We start from the raw sequence: 19,527 nt of genomic DNA, 5'->3' as shown, positions 1-19,527 counted from the left end.
CCCGCTAAAATAACAATAAACTTATTTTAGCCTGATATAAAATTCAAAGAGATCAGTAGAATAATTTTCATGTATGCCTTTTACAATCCCCTTTGCAACTACCTTGTATAAACCTGTACCACCAAAACTTATCTGATCATTAAAATCACCTTCTATAACTGTAAGTGTTTGCCTAGACACCTCTTCAAAATCAAGGTCGTTTTGTTTGGATATACTTATTTCTATATCACCTTTACTATTAAAAATTTCACCCTTAAGTGTAAAATTATTTTCATCTAAGTCATAATAACCCTTGTCTGGACTATCAAGTCTTATGTAAGAAAAGGCAGATATATTTTTTTCGTTTTCTAAGATATGTGTTGTATAATCTGGCAAAAGGTCTTTATAAACTTTATGCATCAAAATTCTATGTCCCGCCTTTATTGTCACTTCTACATCATTTTTTCCAGCTAATAATGAACCCGATGTTATATAGGCATATGAACTCTGATTTGAATCTGTGAGACTAGAGCCACCTCCATACAAATCATGACTTGTATTTCTTATTTCATAGTTATAGCCAACCCAGTAATCAGTTAAAACCTTTATAGACACATTTCTTCCACTAATATGTAAGTTACCATGGTCTTCGATTATCTCATTGTGATCATTTAATATAATCCTTTCACTTTCAGGATCCCAGGTCTTATACAAGCCAAAAATTTCAGCTAGGTCTCCATCGCTTATATAGATGGTTTCTTTTGTAATCATATCAAAGTTTAGCTTAGAAGTCTCTACCAATAAGCCATCATAGTAATGATTTACAGACTGATCTACCTCGTTGAGTTCAAATCCATAAGCCCCTCTTGTGTACCTGTCATCTACGAGTTTATAGTCTAATGCAGCAGCTATTTTTTCAAGAGACAGCATGGCTTGCACGTCTTGAAAACCAACTAGAACTTCATTAAAATAGAAATCGTTGTTCTTTTTATCAATATTTAAAACTATGGCATCTTGTCCCTTGATAACAAAGGAAAAGTCACTATCTTTCGTATCTACCCACTCTCTTTCATAAGGTGCTAGTGAAATGACTCTTTTTTCTTCATCCCAGTGGACAAAACCAAGCTGTGAAAGATCATTGATAAGTACTGCTGTTTTGCCATCTATATTGAAAGATCTTAACTCTGAATTATGAAAGTAGGTCTTTATATCCGTATGAAGAACTTTAGCTATTTCTCTTCCTATTACAACATCTAAGTCAGAAACAGGTAGCGGATCAACTGCTTTTGATGTGTTTCTTGATATATCAAGACTTCTTGTATCCGGATGCCATACCACATCAAAGCCGTAATATCTTAAGTCCTCTACAACTATTGCTGTATAGCCATCAATGTTCATAGATGGTATCTGCTGGTCATCGATATAGGCTTTTATATCGGTTTCTAAAACACTGCCAATTTCTGTTCCGATATCTATTTCTCCAAAACTAATTGATGTCAAACTTAGTATTAACAAACAAATTACAATGATTTTTTTCACTATCATCACCCCCATATTTTTATTATAATCCTAAGTCTGTAAATTAGCATATGCTGGTTAAATTTGTAATATAAAAGACACTTATTAAATAAGCGCCTTCATAGTCTCTATTGTATAATCCACATGTTCTTTAGTCACATCATGATTGGTAACAAAGCGCCATTCGCCATCTTCAGTACCATTGATCTTAATGTCCTTGTCATACATGTCTGAAATGAACTGTTCTTCATCCACACCTGTCATCTTAAAGAAAACCATATTGATGTCTAGTCTGTCTTTAATAACTTCTATGTTAGAAAACTCCTCTAGTTTAGAAGCCATATACTTTGCAAGGTCATGATCATCCTTTAGCCTATCTACCATTTCATTTAGAGCAATCAGTCCTGCTGCAGCTAAGAAACCGGCTTGTCTAAGACCACCACCCATAAGTTTTCTATACTTCTTGGCACGTTTTATAAAGTCCTTACTGCCAACAACCATAGAACCAACCGGTGCACATAGACCTTTTGATAAACAGAAGGTAAGTGAATCAGTATACTTGGCAAGTTCACAAGCCTTGACATCTAATGCCGCAGCTGCATTGAAAAGTCTTGCACCATCTAGATGTACAGGTATATCATGCTCTTTAGCCAGGTCATAAATTTTCTTCATATGGTCAATAGGCATTACCGACCCATCACCGTGGGCTTGTTCCATGCAGATTAAGCCTGTATCTGGATAATGGATATCTTCCTCACGAATATAGCCTTTTAAAGTATCTATATCAAATCTGCCACCTGAAGATTCTATTTGTCTTAATTGAACACCGGCAATAACAGCTGATGCACCAACTTCATGAGCCATAATATGTGAGTCATGTCCTACAATGACTTCATCACCTCTTTTGGTATGTGTCATCAAACACAGTTGATTACCAAAAGTACCACTTGGTACAAACAAGGCAGCTTCTTTCTTAAGTAAGTCTGCAACAAATCTTTCTAACTCCCTAATTGTCGGGTCATCATCATAAACGTCATCACCAACAACAGCTGTCATCATGGCTTTTCTCATAGCTTCTGTTGGTTGAGTGACTGTATCACTTCTTAGATCTATCATTTTTTATCCCCCCTTATATCCAAATATAACATAAGGGGAAAAATACTTAAACCTTTCTTACAATTTGCAAAAAAAGATTAAATCAATAAAAAAAATGGTAGAATCTTAATAAGGAGGCATTATGGGACATTTTACATCAAAACTCGTTCTACTACTGATTGTTCTATTGGCCATAGTGGGTATTGCTTACTTCGGATTTAAGCTTATCTTGCTATGGATGCCATTTATATTTGCATGGTGGATATCCAATTTATTATCACCTCTTGTAGAACTCTTACACAAGAAAATACGAATCCACAAAGGACTGATAACATTTATTATTCTGATCTTGTTTATCGGTATCCTTCTATTAATTGTGTCCTTCCTAGGTTTCACAATTATTAATCAAGCCAGAATCATTTTAGACAAAATTCCTGAAATCAGCGAGATATTAGAAGAAAACCTATTAAGTGCATCTAAGAACTTAATCACATTTAGGACATATATCCCGGCTTTACTTGCTGAAAATCTCGATTTGGACATTCCGGGTATTTTGCAAAACATCAACCTGTCTGTATCAACAATTCTTGCTTCACTTGTAGGAACTGTCACCTTTATTCCAAATCTATTGGTTGGCATCATCGTGACCTTTGTTGCAGCTTTCTTTATGACAAAGGATAAAATGAAGCTAAAGGAAATGCAGATGCAGCTATTGTCACACAAGTTCTTTAGAGAGCAAATAGTTAAGATTTTTAAAGAAGATGTCATTATGGTTCTACTGGGCTACTTAAGGGCACAACTGATTATGATGACTTTAACATTTATCGAAGTTTCCATCGGTTTGTTTATACTTAAAATACCTTATGCCATTCTAATTGGTCTGGCCATTGGTATATTAGATGCCCTCCCCGTCTTCGGTACAGGTACAGTCTTTATACCATGGGTGATCATTCTTCTATTCTATAAGAACTATTCACTGGCTATCGGGATATTTGTGGTTTATCTTATCGCAACACTGGGTAGACAATCTCTGGAACCTAAGATTATATCCACACAGATCGGGATACATCCACTCATCACTTTATTGATTATTTACTCAGGTATAAAAATATTTGGTGTCGCAGGTATTATCATCGCACCTCTTATCGCGATTACCTTAATGGCCATCAGAAAAGCTGAACTGCTAAAATTAAACTAACTGATAGTCGATTTGATTACAGTAAACCGAATCTATAGTTAGGTTCGGTTTTTTTAGTATAAATATTCAGTTTTTTAAACTTTTAACCATTTTTCGTTTATCGTTGCACTTAAGTATTTGCAAGGGTTTTCACAGATTTTTTTCTTAAAAACTGTTGACCTTATCTCTCTATCTGTTATAATCATTTACATATGAAAAACAAATAAAGGCGAACGTTTTATTAATATCACTAAAAAATGTTAGGAGGACACATGTTATATGTAATCAAATCAGAGGGACGAACAATTGAAAAAATCACGAGAGAGCTTAAGGCTAATCCTCAGATAAAGTTTGTTTCTTTAGTAGCAGTTGATCTAGGCAATAACCATACAGATGAGCGCATTCCTATGCACGTATTCTTAAATGATATAGAGAAGTTTTTAGAAGAAGGTGTTCAAACGGATGGTTCATCAGTTGTTCTCCCAATTATTGCTGAAATCAATGATGCTAAAGTTGATTTAATACCAGATACAGATGTTAACTGGTTGGTTGATTACAACTATGGTCATATCGACAAACATACAGACTTACCAGTTGGTACCCTTTTGATTCCAGCAACACTTATACATAGCAACCAATACTGTGATTCAAGATCTATCTTAAAAGCAGCTACAAGTAATTTTGAAAAAACGGTTATGACACTTTTAAAAGACCATGATGACTTCTGTAAAGAACTGGGTGTAGACTTTAACCAAGTAGCTGGCGTTGAACTAACGACTGCAACAGAGTTGGAGTTTTGGGTAAAATCACCAGATTCTAGAGCTGAAGAAAAACTCTTATCGGTTTCTCAAGTTCTTAAAGAACAATACTGGAAAAGAACAGTTGGTAATGTAAGATCTGCTATGGAAGAATCACTTTTATTACTTGACTACTACGGATTTGATGCAGAAATGGCTCACAAAGAGGTAGGTGGTGTACCATCTAAACTAGAGGGGTCAAATAAGTTCTCTCATGTTATGGAACAACTTGAAATAGATTGGAAATTCTCTACAGCTATCCAAACTGCAGATAATGAATTATTTGCAAGAGATATTATTACAGATTGCTTCTCTAGATATGGTCTTGAAGTAACATTTAAAGCTAAGCCAATAGAAGGTGTTGCTGGTTCTGGTGAACACCACCATGTTGGTGCAGCATTAAGACTTACAAATGATAAGACGGTTAACTTATTCTCTCCACTAAAGATGGATGAGCATTTTATAAACAGAGCTGGTTATGGTGCGATTATGGGGCTACTTAAAAACTACGACATCATCAATCCATTTGTTACAGCAACCAATGATGCCTTTAACAGATTAAAGCCAGGTTTTGAAGCACCAGTTTGTACAGTAACAAGTTTGGGTCACTCTCCTGCGTCACCTTCAAGAAACAGAACTGTTCTAGCTGGTCTTGTAAGAGACATGAAGACACCACACGCTACAAGATTTGAACTTAGATCACCTAACCCACTTACTAACACTTATCTATGTACAGCAGCAGTTTATCAGTGTATGTTAGACGGTATCAAGGCTGTTATTGAGTCTGGACATGACATTGAGTTTATAGAAAAGAACTTTGATAAAAAAGCTGGTGAAGAAGCTTTCTATTTAGAAACAAATAGAGCCTACCGTTCAGAAGAAGATGTATTTGAAGACTTCACTGAAGAAGAAAGAAACAACTTATTCGGTGTACCTCCAAAAACAGTTTGGGAAAACATTGAAAAGTTAAAGGCAGCAAACGGTAAATTATCTGCACTAAAGCATGGTGATGTTTTTACAGACAGAATCATCAACTCTTACATTGCAGCAATTGAAAGCAACTGGACATTTGAACTAGAAAACAGAATCATCATCGAAAACATGGAAGTGATTAGAAATACTAAGAAACTTCATGATGTAGGTGCATCTGACTTAGACGTTATTCACTGGGAAGAACTTCAAAACTTAAGAATCAAACTTATGAAAGACAGTCTCTCAAACAAGTCTTTATTCACTAGAATCGTTGAAGCAATTAATGAAGAAAATTATCCTGTCGTTTCTGATTTACAAGTTGAAATGCATGGTGAGATTAAAAAGTTAAAAGACCTGTATCATGATTATAAAAGAAACTTATTCTTCTAATTGTCATAATTGAATCAACAATTTCATGTATACAAAAGTCATTATTTACAAGACATAAATTATTCATTATAATATTCTCAAGAAATATTCATTAACTTTAGATTTTCGTTAATAATAGGAGGATATAAAATGGAAGTCTTGAATAAAAAAGAACTAAAAAGCATTGTGAGAAGCGTTGATGGTTACAACGATTATGGTTTAGACACTTTTGCAGAAAACTTAACAGATTACTGTGATGAAGTGACCGATAAGGCTATGGATGAAATACTGGCATATGTTGAAGATGATTTAGATATCAATACAGATGCAGAATTAAAAAGCATCCAAGATGATGCCATTGAAGACTTATGTGAATATATAAACAGCATATTTTAAAGACCGCAATCTTGCGGTCTTTGTTTATTGGTTTAAAAACTTCTTATCATAAGAGTAGAAGCCCCCTATGCAGTGAGTCTTATTCAATATGGTGGATGACATTATGTACCCACTTGCCACTTCTGAACCTAATGGCACAAAGCGTAGCTTTGACCACCTCTTCTGTTAAGATCATCCATACAACATAAACAACCGATAAATGAAGTACTCTCGAGCCAATAAGTGCCATTGGTACACCAACAAGCCATACACTTCCCATTTCAGCCAACATGGCGAATCTTGTATCACCACCACCTCTAAACATACCAACGATTTTCATCAGATTATAGACTCTGAAAACGCCGTATACGCAGTACAAGTGGAAGAGCTTAAGTGAATCAGCCATAACTGCATCAGATACATTAAAGAACTTAAGTATAAGCGGTGCTAGCATAAACATGATCAGACTGGTAAATAGTGAAAAGACCAAACCGCCTTTTGAAATCCTCTTACCATAATAGACAGCCAAGCTTTCGTCACCAGCCCCTATAGAGTTGCCTATCATTACAGACGCTGCTGAACCAAAACCAACAAAAGCTACTTCATAAAATCTATAAGCTGACAAGGTAATCTGATAAGAAGCAACAGCTTCTGCACCTATTTGACCAATGGACCACATATAGACGATGGTGCCTAAGGACCAGAATATTTCATTGACCAAAACGGGCCCTGCCTTAATGAATATCTTTTTAAAGAAACCTAAATCGAAGGACAACAAGTCTTTGATGCTGGCAGCCAGTAAGGATTTAGAACCATATATAATAGACAACATTATGACGAACTCTACGATCCTAGCGATTAAGGTGGCTATAGCAGCTCCCTCTATGCCAAGTGCTGGTAGGCCAAAATTACCAAATATCAGACCATAATTTAAGGTCGTATTAACACTTAAGGCAATGGCCGTTACAAGCATGGGGATAACGGTCTTTCCTATGCCTCGTGAAGCTACAGAAAATGACATGGAAATAGCCATAAAGATATATGAGTAGGCAACGATCCTCAAATAAGACACCCCAAGTTCTATAACATGGGCATCATCAATAAACAAACTCATAAGTTGTCTAGGAATAGATACTGCAACAATACAGAAGAGGATACCGACTATGAGGCCTGACACCAAACTTACACCCATTGTTTTTTTGATATTCTTATGGTCGTTTCGACCATAGAACTGAGCTATAAAAACCGACACGCCACTGTTGATGCCAAATATAATCAGCATCACAAAGAAAAAGACTTGATTGGCAATACCAACTGCCGCTATTTCATCTGAACCCAGTCGACCAATCATAACCGTATCGACCATATTGAGTGCTGCTTGTATAAATTGTTGTATAATAATCGGTACCGATAAAACCAGTAACCTTCTTAAAAATTTCTTTCTTTCCATATGACTTTTTCACCTCAAGGCCTATCATAACAGAAAGTCTATTTTATTTCTATATCCGAAATACAAATAAGTGACCTCCTACTTGTCTAAGTCACATAAGAGGCCACTTAGGATAATCAATTATCCATACTCTTTTCAATTGTATCAATCAAACTGTCACACAAGTCATACAAGTTGTTGATGTCCCCTCTAGGATCGCAGTGAATCATTAGTCCAATGCCTTCAACCTCTACAGTTAATACATAAGATCCATTTTCTCTTTTAGACAACATAGCCACCTTGTCATCAAGACTGATTTCCTCGAAATCTGTTCCCTTTGTACCTGGTGAATACTTCATGCCTGCTTCAGATAAAGAAACCGATGTGTTGTAATACTTATCCATGTCCTTAGACAATAAACTTAAATTGATATTATAAAGTTGTCGATCAACGGCTGCAGTAGTAACATAGATTTCTCCAAATGAAGCCTTTTCCTTAGCCTCTGCTATGAGTCTATCTCGAGTCGCTTCATTGACTTCATAAGAATACTTTAATCTATCTATTTCAAAACTTTCCTCAAGTTTAATAATAACAGGCATCAGATAATCTGGGTTAACTGCCATATCTATAATAGCTTTCTTTGTATCATTATTATAGATAAATGTATCATTTGCAGCTAAAACAGCTGATAAAGGTACTCTTCCTTCGCTGTAATCATAATAGGCAACCTTTGCATTATCTCCTGTTACCTTTATCTTGACCATTTCTTTTATCATTAAGTTAAAATGTCTTTTTTCTTCATAATCAAACTGATTCTCAGTATCTTCTGAATGAACGGTCCAGCCAGTATCACCAGATTCACTGACAAGTGTATGAGAACCATCAGCATTATGAATGATTTGTGAAATAGCAAAGACCACAAGAGATGTAGAAATCAAGGCTAGACATGTTAACAAGACTGTTTTTAAACTCAAGCTTTTCTTATCGACATCACTTGTCTTCATCCTATTCATTATTTGTCTTTCCAAATCAACCTCAGGTATCTTAACAGATTTATATGAATCAATTATCTTCCTCATGGGCCACCTCCTCAAAATCGCTTCTAAGTCTTTTAATTAAGCGTTCATACCTTTTTCTCAAAGTCGCTGAAGATTTGCCCATAATGAGACTGATCTCATCATATGACATCTCCTCTACAACTCTTAGAGTTAACAAGGTATGTTCTTTATGATCCAAAGTGGCAAATATCTGAATCGCTTTTTCACTGTATGTCTCATCATTAGATTCATAGACTAAGTCATTGATACTATCAGGGTTTGTAAATAAAGAAAATGATTTGAGTTTTTGCTTCTTAATGTGGTTAACGACTGTCCTATAAGCAATCTGATACAACCATGACTTTACAAGTGACGGCTCTCTAAGAGAGTCCAGTTTTTTGAAAACCTTCAGGAAAGTTTCCTGAGTCAAATCTTCAGCATCTTCTTTACATTTAACCATTTTATAAATGTATGAAAATATCTGTTGCTGATAAGTCTGTATGATTATTCTATACGTTTCTTCATTAGACATAATGAATGTTTCTTCAACCATGATCTAGCTCCTCGATTTAGATATCTAACTATTTGCTCTTCACTTACTAAGACAATTACAAACAAGCTTTTGTGACATCTAAGAAAATTTCATAAAAATTTATCTCTGTCTCTTCTTAGGCATAAATATCCTCCACTATACAATTGTTTTAGTATTAATTACACTCTTGGAAGTTTTTTATGTGCATAGTTTTTTACCCTATCTGTGACACAGCTACTGGTTTAACTCTTATTAATTTGCTCAAGAAGTCTTGATGATTGATATTCATTTATATCTTGTTCTGGTAAAAGCCTTCTTAACATATCAGCACATGTCCTTTCTTCATCTATTCTGCCTTGATTCTTATGCATCTTCCACATAATCCACCAGGCTGAGAATATTTGTGCCTTGTCATCACTTTTACATATAACATCGAAAAAAGTTTTACAAGACTTATAATCATTTAAAGAAAAAGCTGTCTCCATCAGATTGGGTGCTATTATATACTGGTCTGATTCAGTAAAAGAATCAAAATACTGATGGCTTAAGTTCATAATCTCCTGATACTGATATTTTGTTAGAAGAGCTAAAACGTAATCGTTAAATTTTTCTGCTGACTGTTCTGACTCAAACTTGTTTTTCATCACCTCAATAAAAGAGTGATCACCCAGTAAGGCAGATCGCTTCATATTATTAACTTTTGAAAATCTATAGAGTTCTGAATCCTTATCAGCGTGTTTCATAACTATTTGACTTGTTTCTATGCTTTTTTTGATAAAATCACACCCCCTATAATAATCCAACCTACTTAGAAGGTATAGCACTTTTGCATCCTCTGGTTCATGATCAAGCAGCAACTTAATAGAATCTAAAGCCTCTTTATACAAGTGTTCTTGTTTCATAACACCATACTTATCTACTAGAAGCTCAACTTGTTCATAAGTAGAAACTCCAAAGAGATAATCAATAGATACACCGAAGAAGAAGGCAATCTTCGGGATCAAATATACATCAGGTATAGCTATTTCCTGTTCCCATTTCGAAACCGCCTGTGGTGATATACACAGATAATCAGCTAGCTGAGCTTGAGTCACATTTTGTTCAACTCGATATTTAAGTACGTTCTTTCCTATTTTTATATTCATTTATTTTCCTTTCAGATTTATATTCGAACTGTCGACTGTTCTAAGAATATTCTACCTGTTCAAAGGGCTCATTAATAGCACTTGTCAGTTGATATATATACAACTAAAGAATGACGACCTCATCTATATGTTTCTGGGTTGCAGAAATAAGTTCCAAGCTTATAGAACCAGAATTCTTCATCTTTAACAGTTTTTCATCTCACCCATTCTGTGAAATAAATTGATTTACCTAAGTAATTATATTTCAACGAGCAAGTCGTTTTTATTCCTTTTCCGCACAGAAAAAGGTTTAATTAAATTGTATCAAATAAAACAGCTCTAATCGAGCTGTTGAGAATTTATCATATAAAGTTGATTTGATCCTGTCTTAAAGTAATAGATGGAATAGCCTTTTTTCTCACTGAGTGCATTGCTTTCATCTAGGTCCATTTCAGAACCAATCCATAGATCATTGTCATTTAAATATGCATCTGCCCCTTTAAACTGACTGTAGACGTATATAAGGCGGTGGTGTGCTTCATCAACTAAAACATACTCATAACATCCATTGTGGTCATAGACAGCAATATATGCTTTATAACCATCTATCTCTTTAATAAGAATCTTGTTGCGGTTTTCCTTGTACTCGGTCTCAAGGTTTCTTATTCTATCAATTTCATTTAAGTACTCATCCTCTGCTAGTGTCAGATCTAGATAAACAAGATATTCATTATCTAATCCCTTTTCACTGGCATAGTAGCGGTATGCCTTAACTGAAGATCCATCAACAGACTCAGGGAATACAAGCAAGTGACTGAAGCGTTCTTTTACTTCACCTTCAAAGTGCTTGTTAAACTGTCTGTACTCATTAGGATCATTGGTATCATAAACAGAACCAACTGCCATCATGGATGTCATTCCACCTATGATAAGTCCAGCTTGTAAGACCATAGCTACTACAATAATCAAAACAATCTTAAAGCGCCTTCTTTTAATACGTTTACCGTAACTCAATAGCTCCTCTTTTTCAGTCATATCAGAAAAATCACTTTCAGACATGGAAGCATAATACTCCCTACACGTAGGGCACTCTTTTAAATGGCTTTCAATGACTCTATTACTCTCACTGCTTGCACACCGATCTATGTACAAGGGGATCAGATCCTTTATAAGATCACATTTATATTTCATAACCGTAGTCCTCCCTTAGTTTTTCTTTCAAAGATACCTTTCCTCTATAGTACAAGACCTTGGCTGATGACATGCTAATAGACAGGTCTTCACAAATCTGATTATAGGACTGTTCCTCCAAAAGCCTCAGCTTCATAACCATAGACATCTTTTTAGGCAGCGTCTCTATTAAGGCAACTGCAAGTGTCATCATTTCCTCATTAATAAACTGATCTTCCATATGACTGGTATGATAATCTTCTAAATGACTCTCATTGACCTGGAGATGAACTTTATGCTTCTTAAGATATGACTTATAGACATTTTTTCCAATACCAATGAGCCATGTTTTTATATGAGCATGCCCCTTAAACTTGGTGATCGACCGATAAGCCTGAAAGAAAGTTTCTTGAGTCAACTCTTCTGAAACCTCTTCATTATAGTTTGTATGCTTCATATGATAACGATAGATATCTTTATTGTATTTTCTATAAATGATTTCAAAAGTATCCACTTAAGTACCTCCCTCAACAGCTTACACTATATTAGTGTCAAATAGAGTAAAAAGGTTACAAAAAAAAGTCCCTTAGGACTTTATTCATTGACTTCTTTTATGATGTCACATTCATATATGATAATGACAAATCCTCCAACAGGACTTTGAGACATGGGATCTGGCACTTTGTTTTCTTCAGTCTTACTTTTAAAATAAACTTCAACCTTAGAATTTTTATTTTTTACCTTATCATCAAAGTTTTCTTTGTCAAAGACATATTGAATGTATTCAGATCTTTTGATATTGCCATCCTTGGTGAAAATGACTTTATCATCAAGTTCTTGAATATTGTCTTCTTGAAGTAAAATGATACTTGTTTCTATTTTCCTACAAGATACTAAGACAAATAGACACAAGATTATGACGAATAGCACTTTATTTTTCATATCACACCTACCTGGAAAAAGTGTATCAGGAAATCTTAAAAACGACAAGTTGTCTTATTTAAAACAATTCTCATAATAAGTCTTTATCTCAAGGTATCTCTCTATGTTTTTATTCATATCTCCATAGCCTACACGAGATTGTGACCGGTAATGTATAAGATCACCATCTATAAGAAATTCAACATCATCTCTAAAACCCTTCTTGGTTGTGAAAATGACATGAACATAATTTGCTTCTTTTTTTACAATCAAACCTCTGTAGGCCAATATAATCTCTTCAATAACCATCATAGAGTTTTCATACGCAGTAAAAGGCGCTATTCTTTTTTCTTCATATGACGTTTGACTAGATACACCATTAGGGCTGTTTTTAAGTTCCTTTAAATGACCGTCGACTAAACCCAAATCTGGTGTTTTGCCATTTTGATAAGCCAAGATGGTAAGAACAATAAGCATTAAAGATAAAATAAGGAGTCCAATTTTTTTCATATTACCTCTTTTCTACTATTATCTTTATACCACAAAATCCCCAATCTAAAAAAAGAACAGCTCCGAAGAACTGTTCTAGCCTCATAAAATTATGAGGGCAGTCGACTAATCACTTAGCTTATGAGTTAAGATACCTGATCTTAACTTAGGCTCGAACCAAGTAGACTTAGGAGGCATTACTTCACCTGCATCTGCAATTGAAAGTAAATCGTCCATAGTTGTAGGGAACATTGAGAATGCAACTGTCATATCAGTATTTACTCTTCTCTCTAATTCCTCTAAACCTCTGATACCACCAACAAAGTCAATTCTAGTGTTGGTTCTTGGGTTATCAATACCTAAGATTGGATCTAAAAGGTTCTTTTGTAGAATAGAAACGTCTAATCTATCTACTGGATCGTTCTCATCACAAATACCGTCATGAGCTTTTAATTCATACCACTTGCCGTCAATGAACATACCAAAGTGCTTTTTAGACATTGGCTTATAGATTTCATTTACTTCAGTAATTGTGAACTTCTCTTCAACTTTCTTGAAGAACTCTTCTTGAGAGTTGCCATTTAAGTCAGCAACAACTCTGTTGTAATCCATGATGAATAAGTCTTCATCTGGGAAAATAACAGACATGAAGAAGTTGAACTCCTCATCACCTGTATAATTTGGATTTGCTTCTCTTCTCTTCTTACCAACTGCTACAGAAGAAGCTGATCTGTGGTGACCATCAGCAATGTAAAGGTAATCAATACCTGCAAATAAGTCAGTTAATCTAGCTACAACATCATCAGCATCGATTACCCATACGATATGAGTAATATCATCATCAGAGATGAAGTTATAAACTGGCATATGGAACTTGATCCAGTCATTAACGATTGCATTGATTGTGTCGTTCTTTCTGTAAGTTAAGAAGATAGGAGCTGTGTTAGCATCACAGAAATCAAAGTTGTTGATTCTATCTTGCTCTTTTTGTGGTCTAGTAAACTCATGCTTCTTGATGATGTCATTCATGTAATCATCAATAGAAGTACAACCTACAATACCAGTTTGAACTCTACCGTTCATTAATTGACGGTAAATATATAATTTTGGCTTTTCATCTTGTACCAAAGTACCTTCTTCTTGGAATCTGTCAAGATTTGTTCTAGCCATCTTGTAAACAGACTCGTCATATTGGCTTACTTCAGCTGGCACGTCCATTTCAGATCTTACGATATGTAAGAATGAAAGGTCGTTCCCCTTTGCCATTTCTTTTGCTTCTTCACGGTTCATAACATCATATGGTAATGATGCTACTTTTTCTACTAAGTCTTCTTTAGGTCTTAAACCTTTAAATCCTCTTACTACTGCCATTCTGTTCCCCCAATTTCTTACTAAGCTAACTCTTCTAAGATAACATTGTATGTTTCAACACCAATTCTTTCTTGAGCTTCTTTCGTTGAAGCACCAATATGTGGTGTAGCAGATACTAGTGGATGATTGATAAGTTCCATGTTCTTAGTTGGCTCTTCTTCAAATACATCAATACCAGCACCAGCAACCTTACCTGAATTTAAAGCATCTAATAAGTCTGCTTCTTTAACAACGCCACCTCTTGCACAGTTGATTAGGTATACGCCATCTTTCATCATATCAAATTGCTCTTTTTGAATAATAGGACCAATTTCTTTGATATAAGGAACATGTAAAGAAATATAATCTGCTTCTTTGATGACATCTTCCATTGATTCTGCAGTACAACCTGAGATTGAATGCTCAATTGGATGATGGTCAAAGTAAACAACTCTCATGCCTAATACAGTTGCTTTTCTAGCGACTTCTTGAGCGATTCTACCGAAACCGATTAAACCTAAAGTTTTACCAGAAATCTCTGTACCCTTGTAAGCTTTTTTGTTCCACTCGCCATTTCTCATTGTAGCTGTAGCAACACCCACAAATCTAGCTACTGAAAACATATGTGCTAAAGTTAACTCAGCAACAGAAGCTGATGAAGAATAAGGTGTATTTCTTACAGTAATGCCTTTTTCCTCAGCGTATTTAACATCGATGTTATCAACACCAACACCAGCTCTAACGATTAACTTTAATCTTGAGCCAGCAACAGCGTCAATTAACTCTGCTCTTATTTTAGTTGCAGATCTGATAACAATTGCATCAAAATCTTTTAACTCTGTCTTTAGTTCTTCAATAGAATAAGTATCTAAGCATACTTCGTGACCAAGTGATTGTAAATGATCAACAGCAGCCTTATCCATACCGTCATTTGCTAATATTCTTAACATAGTGCCTCCTATAGTCCTAGGATATCTTCAATTACAGATAAAATCTCGTTAACTTCTTCCATTGTTGTATCAGCCATGTGTGCGATTCTGAAAGTCTTTTCTTTTAATGCACCATAACCGTTAGAAATCATGAAACCTCTTTCAGCTAATTTCTTATTTAAATCAGCAACAGAAATCTCTTTAGTATTCTTAATAGTTGTTAATGTGTTAGAAGCGTACTTCTCTTCAGCTAACATATCGAAATGCTTCTTAGCCCAAGCTCTTACAACTTTAGCTTGCTCTAAATGCTTGTTAAATCTGTTTTCCATACCTTCTTCCATGATTCTATCTAATTGATAGTCAAGTGCGAACATATGAGATAATGAAGGTGTAGAAGGATATTGGTAATCTTTCTTTTGAATAGTATCGTATAAAGTTACTAAGTCAAAGTAAAGACCTCTATTTTCAACTGTCTTAGCTTTTTCGTAAGCTTTTTGTGATAAAGAGCAAACTGCTAAACCAGCTGGTAAACCTAAACATTTTTGAGTTGAAGCGATACAAATATCAACGCCCCACTTATCTACTTCAATTTTAGCACCACCTAAAGATGAAACTGTATCTAAACAGAAGATTACATCTGGGTACTTCTTGATAACTTCAGAAATTTCTTCTAATGGGTTCATGATACCTGTAGAAGTTTCGTTGTGAGTGATTGTAACAACATCATACTCGCCAGTAGATAAAGCTTTTTCTACCATTTCAGGAGTTGTAGGTTGGCCCCACTCAGAATCAAAACGATCTGCAGGAATACCATTAGCAGTCGCCATCTTGTGCCATCTTTCACCGAAAGCACCTACAGCAAATACAGCTACTTTTTTCTTAGTACAAGATTTTACAGCAGCTTCCATTAAACCACTACCTGATGATGTAGAAAGGATGATTTCCTCTTTTGTGTACATCAATGTTCTTAACTTGTCTGAAATACTTCTTTGTAGAACTGAAGCTTCCTTAGTTCTGTGACCAATCATAGGTGTTGCCATCTTCTCTAAGACATCAGGTCTTACATTAACCGGTCCCGGAATAAATAAACTCTTATGCATGTTTGCCTCCATCTTTTTTATAATCCATACAGGATAGTCCTGCTATATTTAACCGAATCGTCTTTATGATATCATAAATTTTTAAAATTAAATAGCATTTAATTATAATTAAATAAATTTAATAGTATTTAATTTTGCATTCAGTATACAATGGGAATTTTTTATCCCATTTTTATATAGCACCCCTCAATTTAAGTTCATTCTATCATAGAATTTCTTTAATACAACCGTTTTTAAAAGATTTGAATAAAACGTAGTAAAGTGTTCTTACTAGACAAACACAATTAACGATTAAAAGCCCGTCACTCATGGTATAAAAGAAATAGGAGATGATGACATGAAAGCAATAATAACAGGAATGAACGGCACACTAGCACCTTATGTATATGACTATTTTGAAAGCAAAACTTGTGAACTGATCGTCTGGGAAAGACAACATGTTCCAATCGATGATCCAGATAAAATAAAAAACTTCATATCAGAACATCAACCGGATATATTTCTTCACATAGCAACAGGCCCTGTTGAATGGATCAAGCAGATTATTGACTGCATATCTGACTATTCTATTCCTTTAGTCTTTATATCAAGTGAAGCTGTCTTTAACGGCAGTGAAGGTCCCCATACCACTGCTGATAATCTAAAGGCAAAGGATGATTATGGACGTTACAAGATTCACTGTGAATCCATCATCAACAAGTATTATAAGGAAAATACCTACATCATCAGATTAGGTTGGCAGATAGCCTATCATACACATAAAAATAATATGCTTGCATTTTTGGTCACCGAAGGTCATGTCAAAGCATCAGAAGACTGGATATTAGCCACTTCTTTTATGCCTGATACAGCCAAAGCCATTTACAAGATCATCAAACATCATCCGACAGGTACATACCATTTAGATAGTAATCAGGATAACATGTCCTTTTATGAACTGGTTTGTCACCTTAAGGAAATCTTCAAGCTGCCAATTGACATTGAGAAGACCAATACATTTAAACACAACAATCGTCTTTTAAGTGACCAACCTTATATATGTTCTTTAAAAGAAAGTATGGCTACTTATAAAAAGAACCACGGTGAAATATAACTGTAAAAACAAACCTCCGTCTTTTGTACTAAAATAAAGATGGAGGTGATTTTATGTTTATTACATTGATCCATACATTAAAAGAGAAAAATTATTCTGGTGTTGTTACCATTAGAAAGGATGATAAAATCCTATTTAATGAAGCATTCGGATACAGAGACAAGCCCAATCAAATAGAAAACGATACATCTACTATATTTGGTATCGCATCAGGTACCAAGTTGTATACTGCCTTAGGAATTATGAAGCTTGTTGAAAAGAACATGTTAGGTTTAGAAAGCAAACTTTTTGATATCATCGAAAAGCCTTTCCCTTCTTATGATGAAAGTGTGACCATCAAACAAGCCCTTTCTCATACTTCTGGTCTACCAGATTATTACGACGAAGATTTAATTGAAGACTTTGATAACTTTACAATAGAAACGCCTTGGCATTTACTTGAAAAACCTTCAGATTATTTTTCGTCTATGCCTGATAGACAAATGAAGTTTTCTCCAGGTGAGGGCTTTCACTATAACAATGGTGCCTTTGTCTTTCTTGCCATGGTTATTGAAAAACTGACAGGTGATTACCATAAATGGCTTGAAGATGAACTGTTTATCCCACTCGATCTTAACCACACTGGCTTTTATAGGTTAGATGCACTGCCTAAGAATACTGCCAATGGTTATATAGAAACGTCTCAAGGATTTAAAACAAACATTTACAACCTACCTATTATTTCTGGTGGTGATGGCGGCCTATTTACCAACTCTGAAGATCTCTTAAAACTATGGGATGATCTTTTAGCTAATAAAATCTTATCACATGAAAATACAGAAACCCTTTTAACACCTCATACAAAAACAAATGAGGACGATTATTACGGTTTAGGTATTTGGCTGGATAAAGAAGAAAACAGTATCAAGAAAACCATCGTTGGTTCTGATGCTGGTGTATCCTTTCTATCCTCTGTCTTTAACAAGGACTCTATCACCCTCAATATGTTATCTAATACCAGTGATGGTGTATGGGATTGCTTAAAAGATGTAAGAGAAATCCTAAAAGACTTATAGGACACAGATTTAGATGAAAATCAAGTCTGATACTTAAGGGCTCATCTTGTTATAATGGTCTTGGAGGTATTATGAATAAAATTAAATTGACGCCACAAATTAAAGAAAAGATCATCGATTCACTTAGAGACTACTTTCAAGAAGAAAGAAGTGAAGATCTTAGTCACCTAGGAGCAGATTTGATGCTTGACTTCATCTTAAAAGAAGTAGGTCCTATGATATACAATCAGGCACTGATTGATGTACATGAAATGATGGAAAGTAAGATTGAAGATATTTTTCTATTAGAACTCGATGATGACTACAAATATTAGAAGGATAAAAATCGCTTGATATAGAGCGATTTTTTTATCCCATTCTTAAATTTTTATTTAAATTGCAAATTAGCTCGCCAAACCTGTCAGTCTTTGTGATATGATATTTTCATAAGAAATAAAACAGTACACTTAGTAAAGGAACATAGATCATGTATAAAAGAAAGTATATTGTCGGCTATTTTGATAAGAAAACAGAAAAACATATAGAAGATATTTGGAACACCATGCGCGTCAACAACTGTATGACAGTTAAAGATAACAGACCCCATATGAAGTTTTTCGACTTGGAAGATGTAGAAATTGCGACAGATTTTATTGAAACAATTATATCAAGAGAAAATATATTCAATTTATTCATCACTCAAATAGGTACTTTTATGGATACAGGCGTTCTATATTTTCAACCAACCATTACCTACGAACTCTTAGCTTTTCATCAAGAATTTTTTGAAATTGTAAGAGAGTATATGAATGAGGATTCCTTATACCTACCTGATATCTGGATTCCCCATATCACCATAGACATTGATTTAACAGAAGATCAACTTATACAGGCCTTTAAGGATATGAGAGACTTAAAGCCATTTGAAATTAAATTTACAACAATGGCCATTATAGAAGTGACCTTTGAAAACGATGTACCAGTTACATCAAAAGATCTTTTTACAATTGATTTAAGAGAATAAAAAGCATGCCCAA

At 34.7% G+C, this 19,527-nt stretch carries 20 protein-coding genes; 7 read left to right on the top strand and 13 right to left on the bottom strand.

Features of this window, described 5'->3' with window-relative positions; translation table 11 throughout:
- Nucleotides 1-21: 21 nt before the first annotated feature.
- Nucleotides 22-1,518, bottom strand: coding sequence for a hypothetical protein (locus tag EZV73_RS18230; RefSeq protein WP_240841832.1), 1,497 nt, complete (start codon nucleotides 1,516-1,518; stop codon nucleotides 22-24).
- An 84-nt stretch (nucleotides 1,519-1,602) separates the two neighbouring features.
- Entirely contained in the window at nucleotides 1,603-2,613 is a 1,011-nt protein-coding gene (gene ltaE, locus EZV73_RS18225) for a low-specificity L-threonine aldolase (RefSeq protein WP_240841831.1), read from the bottom strand.
- A gap of 121 nt (nucleotides 2,614-2,734) precedes the next feature.
- Here ltaE and ytvI point away from each other — a divergent pair, with 121 nt between their 5' ends.
- The 3 genes from ytvI to EZV73_RS18210 all read left to right on the top strand — a co-directional run bounded on the left by ytvI (nucleotide 2,735) and on the right by EZV73_RS18210 (nucleotide 6,303).
- On the top strand, nucleotides 2,735-3,790 hold the full coding sequence (gene ytvI / locus EZV73_RS18220) for a sporulation integral membrane protein YtvI (RefSeq protein ID WP_240841830.1): 1,056 nt from the start codon (nucleotides 2,735-2,737) through the stop codon (nucleotides 3,788-3,790).
- A gap of 251 nt (nucleotides 3,791-4,041) precedes the next feature.
- Nucleotides 4,042-5,928, top strand: a complete 1,887-nt coding sequence (locus EZV73_RS18215; RefSeq protein WP_240841829.1) for a glutamine synthetase — start codon at nucleotides 4,042-4,044, stop codon at nucleotides 5,926-5,928.
- A 129-nt stretch (nucleotides 5,929-6,057) separates the two neighbouring features.
- Nucleotides 6,058-6,303, top strand: coding sequence for a hypothetical protein (locus EZV73_RS18210; RefSeq protein ID WP_240841828.1), 246 nt, complete (start codon nucleotides 6,058-6,060; stop codon nucleotides 6,301-6,303).
- A 79-nt stretch (nucleotides 6,304-6,382) separates the two neighbouring features.
- Here EZV73_RS18210 and EZV73_RS18205 read toward each other — a convergent pair whose 3' ends face one another.
- The 11 genes from EZV73_RS18205 to EZV73_RS18155 all read right to left on the bottom strand — a co-directional run bounded on the left by EZV73_RS18205 (nucleotide 6,383) and on the right by EZV73_RS18155 (nucleotide 16,363).
- Nucleotides 6,383-7,732, bottom strand: a complete 1,350-nt coding sequence (locus tag EZV73_RS18205; RefSeq protein WP_240841827.1) for an MATE family efflux transporter — start codon at nucleotides 7,730-7,732, stop codon at nucleotides 6,383-6,385.
- Nucleotides 7,733-7,848: 116 nt separating this feature from the next.
- Nucleotides 7,849-8,790: a hypothetical protein gene (locus EZV73_RS18200; protein ID WP_240841826.1), complete on the bottom strand. Its 942-nt coding sequence runs from the start codon at nucleotides 8,788-8,790 to the stop codon at nucleotides 7,849-7,851.
- Nucleotides 8,774-9,301, bottom strand: a complete 528-nt coding sequence (locus tag EZV73_RS18195; RefSeq protein WP_240841825.1) for an RNA polymerase sigma factor — start codon at nucleotides 9,299-9,301, stop codon at nucleotides 8,774-8,776. Before EZV73_RS18195 ends, EZV73_RS18200 begins: the two co-directional genes overlap by 17 nt.
- A 221-nt stretch (nucleotides 9,302-9,522) precedes the next feature.
- The gene (locus EZV73_RS18190) at nucleotides 9,523-10,425 is read right to left on the bottom strand and encodes a helix-turn-helix transcriptional regulator (protein WP_240841824.1); all 903 of its coding nucleotides are present in this window, start codon (nucleotides 10,423-10,425) and stop codon (nucleotides 9,523-9,525) included.
- Nucleotides 10,426-10,743: 318 nt separating this feature from the next.
- Entirely contained in the window at nucleotides 10,744-11,595 is an 852-nt protein-coding gene (locus tag EZV73_RS18185; RefSeq protein ID WP_240841823.1) for a zf-HC2 domain-containing protein, read from the bottom strand.
- Nucleotides 11,585-12,088, bottom strand: coding sequence for an RNA polymerase sigma factor (locus EZV73_RS18180; protein ID WP_240841822.1), 504 nt, complete (start codon nucleotides 12,086-12,088; stop codon nucleotides 11,585-11,587). The genes EZV73_RS18185 and EZV73_RS18180 overlap by 11 nt, the downstream gene beginning before the upstream one ends.
- Nucleotides 12,089-12,168: 80 nt before the next feature.
- A complete protein-coding gene (locus EZV73_RS18175; protein WP_240841821.1) occupies nucleotides 12,169-12,516 on the bottom strand; it encodes a hypothetical protein in 348 nt (115 codons plus the stop codon).
- A gap of 54 nt (nucleotides 12,517-12,570) precedes the next feature.
- The gene (locus EZV73_RS18170) at nucleotides 12,571-13,005 is read right to left on the bottom strand and encodes a DUF1499 domain-containing protein (protein WP_240841820.1); all 435 of its coding nucleotides are present in this window, start codon (nucleotides 13,003-13,005) and stop codon (nucleotides 12,571-12,573) included.
- Between the two features lie 105 nt (nucleotides 13,006-13,110).
- Nucleotides 13,111-14,355: a DUF1015 domain-containing protein gene (locus EZV73_RS18165; RefSeq protein WP_240841819.1), complete on the bottom strand. Its 1,245-nt coding sequence runs from the start codon at nucleotides 14,353-14,355 to the stop codon at nucleotides 13,111-13,113.
- 20 nt (nucleotides 14,356-14,375) lie between these two features.
- Nucleotides 14,376-15,284 carry a D-2-hydroxyacid dehydrogenase gene (locus EZV73_RS18160; protein ID WP_240841818.1) on the bottom strand — a complete coding sequence of 303 codons (909 nt, stop codon included), beginning with the start codon at nucleotides 15,282-15,284 and terminating at the stop codon, nucleotides 14,376-14,378.
- Between the two features lie 8 nt (nucleotides 15,285-15,292).
- Nucleotides 15,293-16,363 (bottom strand): alanine--glyoxylate aminotransferase family protein, encoded by a 1,071-nt coding sequence (locus EZV73_RS18155; protein WP_240841817.1) that lies wholly within the window; start codon nucleotides 16,361-16,363, stop codon nucleotides 15,293-15,295.
- Nucleotides 16,364-16,700: 337 nt separating this feature from the next.
- On the opposite strand from EZV73_RS18155, the gene EZV73_RS18150 reads away from it, so the two are divergent.
- The 4 genes from EZV73_RS18150 to EZV73_RS18135 all read left to right on the top strand — a co-directional run bounded on the left by EZV73_RS18150 (nucleotide 16,701) and on the right by EZV73_RS18135 (nucleotide 19,514).
- The gene (locus EZV73_RS18150; protein ID WP_240841816.1) at nucleotides 16,701-17,456 is read left to right on the top strand and encodes a sugar nucleotide-binding protein; all 756 of its coding nucleotides are present in this window, start codon (nucleotides 16,701-16,703) and stop codon (nucleotides 17,454-17,456) included.
- A 53-nt stretch (nucleotides 17,457-17,509) separates the two neighbouring features.
- A complete protein-coding gene (locus EZV73_RS18145) occupies nucleotides 17,510-18,511 on the top strand; it encodes a serine hydrolase (protein ID WP_240841815.1) in 1,002 nt (333 codons plus the stop codon).
- A 71-nt stretch (nucleotides 18,512-18,582) separates the two neighbouring features.
- Complete coding sequence (locus EZV73_RS18140; RefSeq protein WP_240841814.1) at nucleotides 18,583-18,825, top strand: DUF2164 domain-containing protein; 243 nt, start codon at nucleotides 18,583-18,585, stop codon at nucleotides 18,823-18,825.
- Between the two features lie 152 nt (nucleotides 18,826-18,977).
- Nucleotides 18,978-19,514, top strand: a complete 537-nt coding sequence (locus tag EZV73_RS18135) for a 2'-5' RNA ligase family protein (RefSeq protein WP_240841813.1) — start codon at nucleotides 18,978-18,980, stop codon at nucleotides 19,512-19,514.
- Nucleotides 19,515-19,527: the final 13 nt, after the last annotated feature.

The organism is Acidaminobacter sp. JC074, from assembly GCF_022496765.1.
Lineage (GTDB): Bacteria > Bacillota > Clostridia > Peptostreptococcales > Acidaminobacteraceae > JABXKX01.
This window is presented reverse-complemented; position numbering and strand designations above follow the sequence as displayed.

Excerpts from the sequence above, each read along its gene's own strand:
- ytvI (WP_240841830.1), top strand. The coding sequence starts at position 2,735 with ATGGGACATTTTACATCAAAACTCGTTCTACTACTGATTGTTCTATTG.
- EZV73_RS18140 (WP_240841814.1), top strand. The coding sequence starts at position 18,583 with ATGAATAAAATTAAATTGACGCCACAAATTAAAGAAAAGATCATCGAT.
- ltaE (WP_240841831.1), bottom strand. The coding sequence starts at position 2,613 with ATGATAGATCTAAGAAGTGATACAGTCACTCAACCAACAGAAGCTATG.
- EZV73_RS18150 (WP_240841816.1), top strand. The coding sequence starts at position 16,701 with ATGAAAGCAATAATAACAGGAATGAACGGCACACTAGCACCTTATGTA.
- EZV73_RS18170 (WP_240841820.1), bottom strand. The coding sequence starts at position 13,005 with ATGAAAAAAATTGGACTCCTTATTTTATCTTTAATGCTTATTGTTCTT.
- EZV73_RS18155 (WP_240841817.1), bottom strand. The coding sequence starts at position 16,363 with ATGCATAAGAGTTTATTTATTCCGGGACCGGTTAATGTAAGACCTGAT.
- EZV73_RS18175 (WP_240841821.1), bottom strand. The coding sequence starts at position 12,516 with ATGAAAAATAAAGTGCTATTCGTCATAATCTTGTGTCTATTTGTCTTA.
- EZV73_RS18195 (WP_240841825.1), bottom strand. The coding sequence starts at position 9,301 with ATGGTTGAAGAAACATTCATTATGTCTAATGAAGAAACGTATAGAATA.
- EZV73_RS18215 (WP_240841829.1), top strand. The coding sequence starts at position 4,042 with ATGTTATATGTAATCAAATCAGAGGGACGAACAATTGAAAAAATCACG.
- EZV73_RS18185 (WP_240841823.1), bottom strand. The coding sequence starts at position 11,595 with ATGAAATATAAATGTGATCTTATAAAGGATCTGATCCCCTTGTACATA.
- EZV73_RS18145 (WP_240841815.1), top strand. The coding sequence starts at position 17,510 with ATGTTTATTACATTGATCCATACATTAAAAGAGAAAAATTATTCTGGT.
- EZV73_RS18205 (WP_240841827.1), bottom strand. The coding sequence starts at position 7,732 with ATGGAAAGAAAGAAATTTTTAAGAAGGTTACTGGTTTTATCGGTACCG.
- EZV73_RS18190 (WP_240841824.1), bottom strand. The coding sequence starts at position 10,425 with ATGAATATAAAAATAGGAAAGAACGTACTTAAATATCGAGTTGAACAA.
- EZV73_RS18200 (WP_240841826.1), bottom strand. The coding sequence starts at position 8,790 with ATGAGGAAGATAATTGATTCATATAAATCTGTTAAGATACCTGAGGTT.
- EZV73_RS18210 (WP_240841828.1), top strand. The coding sequence starts at position 6,058 with ATGGAAGTCTTGAATAAAAAAGAACTAAAAAGCATTGTGAGAAGCGTT.
- EZV73_RS18160 (WP_240841818.1), bottom strand. The coding sequence starts at position 15,284 with ATGTTAAGAATATTAGCAAATGACGGTATGGATAAGGCTGCTGTTGAT.
- EZV73_RS18135 (WP_240841813.1), top strand. The coding sequence starts at position 18,978 with ATGTATAAAAGAAAGTATATTGTCGGCTATTTTGATAAGAAAACAGAA.
- EZV73_RS18165 (WP_240841819.1), bottom strand. The coding sequence starts at position 14,355 with ATGGCAGTAGTAAGAGGATTTAAAGGTTTAAGACCTAAAGAAGACTTA.